The sequence below is a fragment of the Streptomyces neyagawaensis genome, assembly GCF_023516595.1.
Taxonomy (GTDB): Bacteria; Actinomycetota; Actinomycetes; order Streptomycetales; family Streptomycetaceae; genus Streptomyces; species Streptomyces neyagawaensis.
In genome coordinates, this window is sequence record NZ_JAMGBG010000009.1 from 1 (window position 1) to 11,257 (window position 11,257).

The window sequence follows — 11,257 nt, forward strand, 5'->3', positions numbered from 1 at the left end:
GAGGACGTAGCGGGCGCCGGTCTCCACGGTGACGGCCAGGCCGAGGGCGTCGAGCCGTCGTGCGAGTCGCCGGGTGCGGGCCGCGAGGCCGGGGGCCAGCGGGTCGAGGTGCATGTGGTCGAGGGTCAGCCCGACGCCGTCGTAACCGAGGTCGGCGAGGAGGGCGAGGGCGTCGTCCAGCCGCAGGTCGGCGAGACCGTTGGTGCCGTAGCCGAAGGCGAGGGGCGTGGTCCGGGCAGTCATCGGGCCTCACCTCGCGGCCCCGGATCACGTACCTGGCGCGGTCCCGGTTCACGTCCCTGGCGCGGTCCCGGATCACGTACCTGGCGCGGTCCCGGTCCGCCCGGTCGGCGCGGCCCTGACGGGGGCGTCTTCCCCGGCCCGCGCCCAGCCACCGACGGCCCGTCCTCCGGCCCGGCGGGAAGAGGGTCGTCGGCCACCGCGGCGGCCGACGACAGGTCCCGCCCCCCGGTCCGCAGCCGCTCCGCGAACCCCGCCAGCATCGCGTACTGCTCCCCCAGCGCCGACGGGGCCTCGCCCGTCGGGTCCTTGAAGTAGAAGGCCAGCTCGGGCAGGGGGCCCGTGAGGCCCGCCTCGTGGGCGCGGGCAAGGAGGCGGGCGAGGTCCAGGACCAGGGGCGCGGCGAGCGCGGAGTCGCAGCCCTGCCAGATGGTCTGGAGGACCATGCGGGTGCCGAGGAAGCCGTCGAAGGCGATGTGGTCCCAGGCGGTCTTCCAGTCGCCGAGCGCGGGGACGTCGTCGATGTGGGTCTCGCCCTCGGGGGCCGTGCCGAGGGTGTCGGTCACGACGCGTTCCTTGCCGGCGTTCTTGGCGGCGGCGGCCGCCGGGTCGGCGAGGGCGGCACCGTCACCGCCGCCGAGGAGGTTCGTGCCGGACCAGGCCCGGACGGTCAGCGCCCGCTGGGCGAACATCGGGCCGAGGACCGCCCGGAGCAGGGTCTGGCCGGTCTTGCCGTCGCGGCCCGCCCAGGGCACGCCCGCCGACTCCGCCAGGGAGGCCAGGGCGGGGTGGTCCAGGCCCGTCGACGGGGTGAAGTTGACGTAGGGGCAGCCGGCGCGGAGGGCGGCCGCCGCGTACAGGGAGCTGGGCGGCGGGGCGGTGCCGGTGGGCGCGGGCTCCGTGGAGGCCACGTTCACGACGACGGCGCGGGTGAGGCGCCGGCGTCGTACGAAGTCCTGGAGGTCGGCGGTGAAGGCGGAGATCAGCTCGTCGGGAGTCCGTATGTCGCCGGGGAGGGGGCCGCCGGACCTGATCTCGCCGTCGGCGGCGGCGAGTTCGGCGGCGACGGCCTCGGGCAGACCGTGGGGCAGGACGCCGCCCGCGGCGAGGGCCTCGGCGCGTTTGGGCAGGGGACAGTCCGTGGTGTCGTGGCCGCCGAAGACGAGGGACGCGAGAGGCGGAAGCCCCGCGCCCGCGAAGAGGGGGGTCTCGGTGACCATGCCCGTGGGGGCGTGCAGGCCCGCCGTGAGGGCCGCGCAGCCCGCGACGACGGTGGTGGCGACGGAGCCGCGGGCCCCGATCAGCCAGACGCCGACACGCGGCGCGGAACCCGGCACGGACACGGACGGGGACGCGGACATGGGCAGCCTCCTTGTCGAGCACGTGGTGCGGGGACCCGGACGCGCCGGGCGGACCTGGCAGGCACCGGAATGCGGCACGGCGGAACGTGGGTGCGCCGGGAGGGGGAGGCGGCGGGCGGAGGTCCGGCGTCCCCCGCCCGCCGCCGTTCAGTCGCCCGAGGGCGGGGCCGCCGTGCCGGCGGTCCGCGCGGGCAGTTCCTTGATCCGGACGTCACGGAAGGACACCCGGTCGCCGGCACCGTGGTTCTGGATGCCGAGGTGACCGTCCCTGAGGCTCCGGGCCGGATCGGTGTTGGTGAAATCGTTGATCCGCACGCCGTTGAGCCAGACGCGCAGGCGCTCGCCCTCCACGCGGATCTCGTACGTGTTCCACTCCCCCGGCGGGTTCAGGGCGCGGTCGCGCTTCCTGAGGTCGGCGGAGCGGAAGCCGTAGACGGACCCGGTGGTCCGCTCGGGTACGTCGGTGGCGTCGATCTGGATCTCGTAGCCGTTGTTCACGGCCGACCACGGGTCGTCCGAGGGTGGGAAGCCCACGAACACCCCCGAGTTGTCGTCGCCGGAGGCGCCGTCCATCCTCCAGTCGAGCTTCAGGGAGTACGACCCGAAGCTGCGGTCGGCGTACCAGAGCATGCCCATGCCGCCGCTGGAGGTGAGCGTGCCGTCGGGGCCGCGCTCGAAGGAGCCCGGCCCGGCCTGCCGCCAGCCGTCCAGGGAGGTGCCGTCGAACAGCGGGCGGTAGCCGTTCTCCGGCCGGCAGTCGGCCTGGACCTCGCCGATCGCCCACCGGATGCCGCCCAGCAGGTGTTGTCGGAAGGCGGGTTCGGCGTACGACTCCTTGGTGTGGCCGCCCCCGGTGTAGAAGGCGCGGCCGCCCCGGTAGTTCTGGCACCAGGCGATGGGATGGTCGCCGTTCATGGTGCCGCCGCTGTACGACGACTCGTCGAGCGAGGCGAGGACATGGGCCCGTTCACGGGGGTTGGAGCGGTAGTTGTACCACTCGTCCGTGCGGTTCCAGGTCGCCCCCAGTGAGGCGGTGGCCGGGTGGGAGTGGTCCTCGACGTCGACCGTCGCGGGCTGGATCGCGGGGTGCGACTGGAAGTACGCGCCCGCGAGTCCGCCGTAGAACGCCCAGTCGTACTCGGTGTCGGCGGCGGCGTGGATGCCGACGTAGGCGCCGCCGCGTCCGATGTAGCGCTCGAAGGCGGTCTGCTGGGCCGGGTTCAGGACGTCGCCGGTGGTGGAGAGGAAGACGACGGCGGCGTACCGGCCGAGGTTGCGGGTGGTGAAGGCGCCGGCGTCCTCCGTGGCGTCGACCCGGAAACCGTGGGCGGCGCCCAGTTCCCGTACGGCGGTGATGCCCTCGGGGATGGAGTCGTGCCGGAAGCCGGCGGTCTTGGAGAACACCAGCACCCGGGCCGGGCCGGAGCCGTGTGCCGTACCGGCGTCGGCCGCCTCATCGGACACGGCCGGTCCCGAGACGCAGCCGATCAGCAGGGCGGCGCCGATCGCGGCCGTCGCCATACGTCCGTTCATTCGCATGGTCGCCCCTCACCTCGTCGTGAACGTGAAGTCGTCCACGTCGAACAGTCCGCCGGAGCCGCTGCCCTTGAACACCAGGTAGAGCGTTGTGGTGCCGCGCGGGGCCCTGGTCAGGTTCGCGGTGACGTCCTGGAAGTTCTCCCAGCCGCCGGTGACCGGCACGGTGGTGCTGCCGAGCAGCCGGCCGGTGGGCGAACCCGCCCGCACCTCCAGTTTGCCTCCCGCGCCCCCGGAGGAGATCCGCGCGGTGATCTTCGTGGCGTTGGACAGGACGTACGGCTTGAAGGAGATCCAGTCGCCCTGGGAGATGTCCCCGACGGTCTTGCCACCGTGGGCGGTGGGCTTCGACTGGACGGTGATCCCGGAGGAGTCGCCGTAGTGCTCGGCCTGGCGGTGCTTGGGCTGGACGACGTGCCGGTCGTGGGTGGTCAGCGGGTCCTGGCCGCCGCCCCCGCCGTCGGTGTACTCGGCGTCGAAGACCCCGAAGATGTTGGCGTTCTCGTCGTGGCCGCCGTCGGCGCTGGTCTGGATGGTGCCGGTGCAGCCGTTGGCGGAGGTCACCGGGTGGCCGTGGCTGTCGTGGCCGAGGACGAAGGTGACCTTGACCTTGGCGCAGTCGATGGTCCGGCCGTCCTCCGGGTCGCTGACCCTGACCTTGAACGGTATGGCCTCACCGAAGGCGAACAGCTGCCCGTCCTGCGGGAGTTCGAGGGTCACCTTGGGCGCGGTGTTGCCGACGACGATCCGCACGCTGGCGCTGCCGGTGCGGCCGGAGGGGTCCTTCGCGGTGACGGTCGCCGTGTAGGTGCCGTTCTTCTTGTAGGTGTGCGCCGGGTTCGCCGCCGTGGACGTGGAACCGTCGCCGAAGTCCCAGCTGTAGGTGAGGGCGTCGCCGTCCTGGTCGCTGGTGCCCGCGGAGGAGAAGCGGACCTTGAGCTTCGCCTGGCCGGAGGTGCGGTCGGCGGCGGCCTGGGCGACCGGCGAGTGGCCGTCGGTGGCGTTCTCGATGCGGTACAGGGCGGAGTGCTCGTCGCCGCCGAACCAGGAGATGCCGTAGTCGAGGACGTACAGCGCGCCGTCCGGGCCGAAGGCCATGTCCATCACCTGGGTGCCCGCCCAGGGCACCTCGGCGATGGAGCGCACGGTGCCGTCGGCGTCGCTGGTGATGCGCTTGATCCAGCGGCGGCCGAACTCACCGGCGAAGAAGTCCCCGTCGTAGGCCTCGGGGAACTTCACCGGGGAGTCGAGGGAGGCGTCGTAGTGGTAGACCGGGCCGCCCATCGGGGACTCGGAGCCGTCGCCGAACTCCGGCAGGGAGTTGCCGTTGTAGGGGATCCACGCGGGTTCGGCGGGCGGCAGCTCGGTCAGGCCCGTGTTGTTCGGGGAGGTGTTCTTCGGCGCCGCGCAGTCGAAGGCCGCGCCGGAGGCACCGGTGGCGAAGTCGTAGTCGACGTAGGCGTCGTTCTTGCCGGTGCAGTACGGCCAGCCGAAGTTGCCGGGCTTGGTCACGCGGGCGAACTCGACCTGGCCGGCCGGGCCGCGCGAGGGGTTGGCGGCGCCCGCGTCGGGGCCGTACTCGCCGACGTAGAGGATGCCGGTCTTCTTGTCGACGCTGAAGCGGAACGGGTTGCGCAGACCCATCGCGTAGATCTCGGGCCGCGTCTTGTCCGTGCCGGGCGCGAACAGGTTGCCGTCGGGTATGGCGTACGAGCCGTCGGCGTTGACCTTGATGCGCAGGATCTTGCCGCGCAGGTCGTTGGTGTTGGCGGAGGTGCGCTGCGCGTCGAAGGCCGGGTTGCGGTTCGCGCGCTCGTCGATGGGGGTGAAACCGTCCGACTGGAACGGGTTGCTGTCGTCGCCGGTCGACAGGTACAGGTTGCCCGCCGCGTCGAAGTCGATGTCGCCGCCGACGTGACAGCAGATGCCGCGCGAGGCGGGCACGTCGAGGATCTTCTTCTCGCTGGCCTTGTCGAGCGTGCCGTCCGTCTTCAGGACGAAGCGGGACAGGCGGTTGACGCCGTCGAAGGGCGCGAAGTCGGCGGCGGTGCCGGTCTCGGGGGCGTCCCCGGCCGGGGTGTTCAGCGGGGGCGCGTAGTACAGGTAGATGAAGCGGTTGTCGGAGAAGCCGGGGTCGACGCCGATGCCCTGGAGGCCCTCCTCGTCGTGGGAGTACACATCGAGCTTGCCGGCGAGGCGGGTGTTGCCGGCCGCGTCGGTCAGCCGCAGTTCGCCGTCGCGGGAGGTGTGCAGCACCGAGCGGTCCGGGAGCACGGCGAGCGACATCGGCTCGCCGACCTCGGGTTCGCCCTTGGCGAGGGTGACCTGCTGGAAGTCCTCGGCCGCGGTGGCCCGTGGGGCGGCCTCGGCCGCTCCGGCGGCGGGCGAGGTCAGCGAGAGCGAGGCGCCGGCGAGCAGCAGACCGCTCAGCAGAGCCAGGGGCCCGCGGACTCTGCGGCGTCTGAAGGGGCTGGTGGGGTGTCTGTTGTCGTCGTACGGGTGCACGAAAGGCCTCCAAGGAGGGGCTTGGTCGTACGGTGCGGGTGTGTGCGGTACGCCGGGGTGCGCCGTCACCCCGGAGACACGGCAGGGCGGTGGGGGCCCTGCCGGACAGCCGGCCCGATGGGCTGGGCCGGGGGCCGGGCCGGGAGTCCCGTGCGGGGACTCCCGGCCGGAGTGGAACTAGTCGTTGCCGCCGAACGCCGCGTCGAACGAGGCCGACGGCGGTTCGAAGTCGAACGCCTTGAGGCGGGTGAGGGCCTCGGGGGCGCCCTGGAGCCGGTCCATGCCGGCGTCCTCCCACTCGACGGAGATCGGGCCCTGGTAGCCGATCGAGCGGAGCATCCGGAAGACGTCCTCCCACGGCACGTCGCCGTGGCCGGCGGACACGAAGTCCCAGCCGCGGCGCGGGTCGCCCCAGGGCAGGTGCGAGCCGAGGCGGCCGTTGCGGCCGTCGAGGCGCTTGCGGGCCTCCTTGCAGTCGACGTGGTAGATCCGGTCGCGGAAGTCCCACAGGAAGCCGACCGGGTCGAGGTCCTGCCACACGAAGTGCGAGGGGTCGAAGTTGAGGCCGAAGGCGGGCCGGTGGTCGACCGCCTCCAGGGCGCGCTGGGTGGTCCAGTAGTCGTAGGCGATCTCGCTCGGGTGGACCTCGTGGGCGAACCGCACGCCCTCGGCGTCGAAGACGTCGAGGATCGGGTTCCAGCGGGTCGCGAAGTCCTCGTAGCCGCGCTCGATCATCGGCTCGGGGGCGGGCGGGAACATGGCGACCAGGTGCCAGATCGCGGAGCCGGTGAAGCCGATGACGGTGTCGACGCCGAAGGCGGCGGCGGCCCGCGCGGTGTCGGCCATCTCGGCGGCGGCCCGCTGCCGTACGCCCTCGGGTTCGCCGTCGCCCCAGATCCGGGCGGGCAGGATGGCCCGGTGGCGTTCGTCGATGATGGCGTCGCAGACGGCCTGGCCGACGAGGTGGTTGGAGACGGCCCAGCACTTCAGGCCGTACTTCTCGAGGAGCTGGTGCCGGGAGGCGAGGTACGACGGGTCCGCGAGCGCCTTGTCGACCTCGAAGTGGTCGCCCCAGCAGGCGAGTTCGAGTCCCTCGTAGCCGAAGTCGCGGGCGAGGCGGCAGACCTCTTCGAGGGGCAGGTCGGCCCACTGGCCGGTGAAGAGCGTGAAGGTGCGCGGCATGGTGCGGGGCCTCCTCAGACCGCGGTGGGGGTGTAGACGGAGTTCTTCTCGGCGCTCTCCTCGACCGCCGCGAGCACACGCTGCACCTGGAGTCCTTCCGCGAAGGACGGGGCGGGCCGCTCGCCCGCCGCGACGGCGTGGATCAGGTCGCGGGCCTGGTGGACGAAGGTGTGCTCGTAGCCGAGGCCGTGGCCCGGCGGCCACCAGGCGTCCAGGTAGGGGTGGTCGGACTCGGTGACGAGGATGCGGCGGAAGCCGGCGTGGGCGCCGGGCTCGGTGTGGTCGTGGTACATGAGCTCGTTGAGCCGCTCCAGGTCGAAGGCCAACGAACCGCGCTCACCGTTGAGTTCGATGCACAGGGCGTTCTTGCGGCCGGTGGCGAAGCGGGTGGCCTCGAAGGAGGCGATCGCGCCGGAGGCGAAGCGGCCGGTGAACAGGGCGGCGTCGTCGACAGTGACGGCACCGCGCGCTGTGGAGCCGCCGGTGGACGCCAGCCCGCTGGACGCCCCGGCGGGCAGGGGGCGTTCCCGTACGAAGGTCTCGGTCAGCGCCGACACCCCGATGACCGGCTCCCCGGCGAGGTACTGCGCGAGGTCGACGATGTGTGCCCCGAGGTCGCCGAGCGCCCCGGAACCGGCCGACTCCTTGCGCAGCCGCCAGGTCAGCGGGAACTCCGGGTCCACGAGCCAGTCCTGAAGGTAGGTCACCCGTACGTGGCGCAGCGCGCCGAGCCGCCCCTCGGCGACCATGCGCCGGGCCAGCGCGGTGGCGGGCACCCGGCGGTAGTTGAAGCCGACCATCGCCACCTGGCCGCGTGCGTGGGCCTCTTCGGCCGCGGCCGTCATGGCCTCCGCCTCCTCGACGGTGTTGGCGAGCGGCTTCTCGCAGAGCACGTGCTTGCCCGCGGCCAGGGCGGCGAGGGCGATCTCGGCGTGGCTGTCGCCAGGGGTGCAGATGTCGACGAGGTCGATGTCGTCGCGGGTGACGAGGGCCCGCCAGTCGGTCTCGGTCGTGGCCCAGCCGTGCCGGTCGGCCATGGCCCGCACGGCGTCCCGATCGCGTCCGCACACCGCGGCGAGCACCGGGCTGAGCGGCAGGTCGAAGACCCGTCCCGCGGTGCGCCAGCCCTGCGAGTGCGCGGCCCCCATGAACGCGTACCCGACCATGCCGACCCGCAGCGGCGGTCTGCCGGCCCCGCCGGCGAGCCCGGCGGGCCAGGTCCCGGCGCCGGTGCCGGACCCTGGGGTCCCTGCCTCCTCCGCCTCGGCCTGGTCGGGCTGCTGCGGCTGTCCCATGCGTGTGTCCTCCTCGTGGTCGCGGCGCGGTGGGGGGTGGGGCACTGCCCGGATCTCCGGGAGCCGTGGCTGCCGGCTCCCGGTGGTCGGTCCGGTCGGGCCCGTCCGGCGGGAGCCGTCACTTGAAGCCGGTGGACATGTACTGGTCGACGTTGTCCTTGTCGACGACGGCCGAGTAGAGCGTCAGCGAGGACGGGATCTCGAACTCGGCGAGGCCGCCTATGCCCTTGCTCTGGCCGAGGGCGCGAGCGAGGTCGATCGCGGAGGCGGCCATGGTCGGCGGGTAGAGGACGGTCGCCTTGAGGACACCGTCGTCCTTCTCGATGGCCTGGAAGGCGGAGAGGGCGCCCGCGCCGCCGACCATGAGGAAGTCGTCGCGTCCGGCCTGCTCGATGGCGCGCAGCGCGCCCACACCCTGGTCGTCGTCGTGGTTCCAGAGCGCGTCGAACTTCGACTGGGCCTGGAGGAGCTGGGCCATCTTGGCCTGCCCGGACTCCACGGTGAACTCGGCTGCCTGGCGGGCGACCTTCTTGATGTTGGGGTAGTTCTTCAGGGCGTCGTCGAAGCCCTGGGTGCGCTGCTTGGTGAGTTCCAGGTTGTCGAGGCCGGCGAGTTCGATGACGCGGGCGTCGGACTTGCCCTTGAGCTTCTCGCCGATGTAGTGCCCGGCGTTGAGGCCCATGCCGTAGTTGTCGCCGCCGATCCAGCAGCGGTACGCCTGCGGGGAGTTGAAGATCCGGTCGAGGTTGACGACGGGGATGCCGGCGCGCATGGCCTTGAGGCCGACCTGGGTCAGGGCCTTGCCGTCGGCGGGCAGGACCACCAGGACGTCGACCTTCTTGTTGATGAGGGTCTCGATCTGCCCGATCTGCTGGGCGGTGTCGTTGGAGCCCTCGGTGATCTCCAGGGTGACGTCCTCGTACCGCTCGGCGCGGCTCTTGGCGTTGTCGTTGATCGCGTTGAGCCAGCCGTGGTCGGCCTGGGGGCCGGCGAAGCCGATGGTCACTTCCTTGCCGGGCTTGTCGTCGGCGGCGGGCTGCTTGTCGGCGGCCGCCTTGTCGCCGGTGTCGTTGCTGGTGCAACCGACGAGGAGGGTGCCGGCCGAGACGGCGGCGGTCCCGAGGAGCAGTCCTCTGCGGCTGGGGAACTGTGGCATGGCGGTGGACCTTTCCGGTGGGGACTCTTCGGTGGGTCAGGTCGTGCTGGCCGTGCGTCGCTGGACCAGGACCGCGGCGACGATGATCGCGCCCTTGGCGATCTGCTGGACGTCGCTCTGGAGGTTGTTCAGCGCGAAGATGTTGGTGATCGTGGTGAAGATCAGGACGCCGAGCACGGAGCCGGTGATGGTGCCCCGGCCGCCGGTGAGCAGGGTCCCGCCGATGATCGCGGCGGCGATGGCGTCGAGTTCGTAGAGGTTGCCGTTGGTGTTCTGGCCCGAGCCGGACAGCACGATCAGCAGGAACGCGGCGATGCCGCAGCACAGCCCGGAGAGCAGATAGAGGTAGAGGCGCTGACGGCGGACGTCGATGCCCGCGAGCCGGGCGGCCTCCGCGTTGCCGCCGACGGCGACGGTGCGTCGGCCGAACGTCGTGCGGTTCAGCACGAGCCAGCCGATGACCGTCACGACCGCGAAGACCAGGACGAGGGGCGGGATGCCGAGGACGTACGCGTCGCGCTCCCCGAGGTCGAGGACGCCCTGCACCTCGACGATCTGGGTCTTGCCGTCGGTGATCTGGAGGGCGAGCCCGCGGGCGGAGGCGAGCATGGCGAGGGTGGCGATGAAGGGGACCATCCCGCCGTACGCGATGAGCAGCCCGTTCACCATGCCGCATCCGACACCGACGATCACCGCGGTGAAGAGGATGCCGGCGAAGCCGAACTCCTGGGTGGCGACGGTGGTCGCCCACACGGAGGCCAGGGCGACGATCGCGCCCACCGACAGGTCGATGCCTCCGGAGGTGATGACGAAGGTCATGCCGACGGTGACGACACCGATCACGGACGCCTGGGTGAGGACGAGTTGGAGGTTGCGGGTGTCGAGGAACTCGTCGGGCCTGGTGAGGCCGCCTATGACGATCAGTGCGGCGAGGACGCCGAGGAGGGAGAGGGTGCGGACGTCGGCGCGGAAGAGGACGGTGCGCCAGGCGGGCGGTTCGGCGACCGGGGTCACCTTGTCGGTGCCGTCGCGGGGCGGGGAGGCGTGCTGGGTCATGACGCCGGCCTCCCGTCGCCGGTCGCCGGGCCGGTGACGCCGGACACCTGGTCGGCCGCACCGGTCGCCGGGCCGGCCGTGCCGGTCACCGGACCGCCCGTGCCGGTCACCGGACCGCCCGTGCCGGTCACCGGACCGCCCGTGCGGGTCGCCGGACTGCCCGCACCGGCGGGGCTGGCTGCACTTGCCACGGGGCTTCCTTCCATCACGAGGTCGAGGACGCGGTGTTCGTCGAGTTCGCGGGCGGGCGCGGTGTGCACGACCCGGCCCTCGCGCAGGACGAGCACGCGGTCGGCGAGGCCGAGGACTTCGGGCACCTCGCTGGAGACCAGCAGCACGGCGAGGCCCTCGTCGGCGAGGCGCCGCACCACCGCGTACAGCTCGGCGCGAGCACCCACGTCGACGCCCCGGGTAGGCTCGTCCAATAGCAGCACCCGGCAGCCGCGCAGCAGCCAGCGGGCGAGGACCGCCTTCTGCTGGTTGCCGCCGGAGAGGGTGCGGACGGGGACTGAGGTGTTGTCGGGGCGCAGGGACAGCTCGCGGGTCGCGGCGCGGGCTGCCCGGTACTCGGCGCCCCGGTCGATCCAGCCGACGCGGGCGAAGCGGGACATCGTCGACACCGACACGTTCCTGGTGACCGACTCCAGCATCAGCAGCGCCTGCGCCTTGCGTTCCTCGGGAGCGAGTCCGAGCCCGGCGCGTACGGCGGCCCGTACGCTGCCGGTCCGCAGCGGCCGTCCGTCGACGCGGACCTCCCCCGCGGAGGGCCTGCGGGCGCCGTAGATCGTCTCCAGGATCTCGGAGCGTCCGGAGCCGACGAGTCCGGCGAGGCCCACGATCTCCCCGGGCCGGACGTCGAGGTCGAGGGCCTCGAACTCCCCGTCACGGGCGAGCCCCCGCACCTGAAGGACGGGCGCGGTGGCCTC

7 protein-coding genes and 2 pseudogenes are annotated in these 11,257 nt (G+C 72.4%); all 9 read right to left on the minus strand.

Going from position 1 to position 11,257, the window contains the following annotated elements; genetic code table 11:
- Positions 1-243: pseudogene (locus M8J73_RS05005) on the minus strand (sugar phosphate isomerase/epimerase); the annotation flags it as partial.
- The gene (locus M8J73_RS05010) at positions 240-1,601 is read right to left on the minus strand and encodes an inositol-3-phosphate synthase (protein ID WP_249828292.1); all 1,362 of its coding nucleotides are present in this window, start codon (positions 1,599-1,601) and stop codon (positions 240-242) included. The gene M8J73_RS05010 and the pseudogene M8J73_RS05005, both read right to left, overlap by 4 nt.
- A 147-nt stretch (positions 1,602-1,748) precedes the next feature.
- Positions 1,749-3,140, minus strand: a complete 1,392-nt coding sequence (locus tag M8J73_RS05015) for a ThuA domain-containing protein (protein ID WP_055540963.1) — start codon at positions 3,138-3,140, stop codon at positions 1,749-1,751.
- 9 nt (positions 3,141-3,149) lie between these two features.
- Complete coding sequence (locus tag M8J73_RS05020) at positions 3,150-5,642, minus strand: PQQ-dependent sugar dehydrogenase (RefSeq protein ID WP_055540964.1); 2,493 nt, start codon at positions 5,640-5,642, stop codon at positions 3,150-3,152.
- Positions 5,643-5,819: 177 nt separating this feature from the next.
- The gene (locus M8J73_RS05025) at positions 5,820-6,824 is read right to left on the minus strand and encodes a sugar phosphate isomerase/epimerase family protein (RefSeq protein WP_055540965.1); all 1,005 of its coding nucleotides are present in this window, start codon (positions 6,822-6,824) and stop codon (positions 5,820-5,822) included.
- Between the two features lie 14 nt (positions 6,825-6,838).
- Complete coding sequence (locus M8J73_RS05030; protein WP_055540966.1) at positions 6,839-8,119, minus strand: Gfo/Idh/MocA family protein; 1,281 nt, start codon at positions 8,117-8,119, stop codon at positions 6,839-6,841.
- 118 nt (positions 8,120-8,237) lie between these two features.
- Complete coding sequence (locus tag M8J73_RS05035) at positions 8,238-9,275, minus strand: substrate-binding domain-containing protein (protein ID WP_055540967.1); 1,038 nt, start codon at positions 9,273-9,275, stop codon at positions 8,238-8,240.
- Positions 9,276-9,311: 36 nt separating this feature from the next.
- Positions 9,312-10,331 carry an ABC transporter permease gene (locus M8J73_RS05040; RefSeq protein ID WP_055540968.1) on the minus strand — a complete coding sequence of 340 codons (1,020 nt, stop codon included), beginning with the start codon at positions 10,329-10,331 and terminating at the stop codon, positions 9,312-9,314.
- Positions 10,332-10,516: 185 nt separating this feature from the next.
- Positions 10,517-11,257 (minus strand): annotated as a pseudogene (locus tag M8J73_RS05045) (ATP-binding cassette domain-containing protein); the annotation flags it as partial.

Excerpts from the sequence above, each read along its gene's own strand:
- M8J73_RS05025 (WP_055540965.1), bottom strand. The coding sequence starts at position 6,824 with ATGCCGCGCACCTTCACGCTCTTCACCGGCCAGTGGGCCGACCTGCCC.
- M8J73_RS05035 (WP_055540967.1), bottom strand. The coding sequence starts at position 9,275 with ATGCCACAGTTCCCCAGCCGCAGAGGACTGCTCCTCGGGACCGCCGCC.
- M8J73_RS05030 (WP_055540966.1), bottom strand. The coding sequence starts at position 8,119 with ATGGGACAGCCGCAGCAGCCCGACCAGGCCGAGGCGGAGGAGGCAGGG.
- M8J73_RS05040 (WP_055540968.1), bottom strand. The coding sequence starts at position 10,331 with ATGACCCAGCACGCCTCCCCGCCCCGCGACGGCACCGACAAGGTGACC.
- M8J73_RS05015 (WP_055540963.1), bottom strand. The coding sequence starts at position 3,140 with ATGCGAATGAACGGACGTATGGCGACGGCCGCGATCGGCGCCGCCCTG.
- M8J73_RS05010 (WP_249828292.1), bottom strand. The coding sequence starts at position 1,601 with ATGTCCGCGTCCCCGTCCGTGTCCGTGCCGGGTTCCGCGCCGCGTGTC.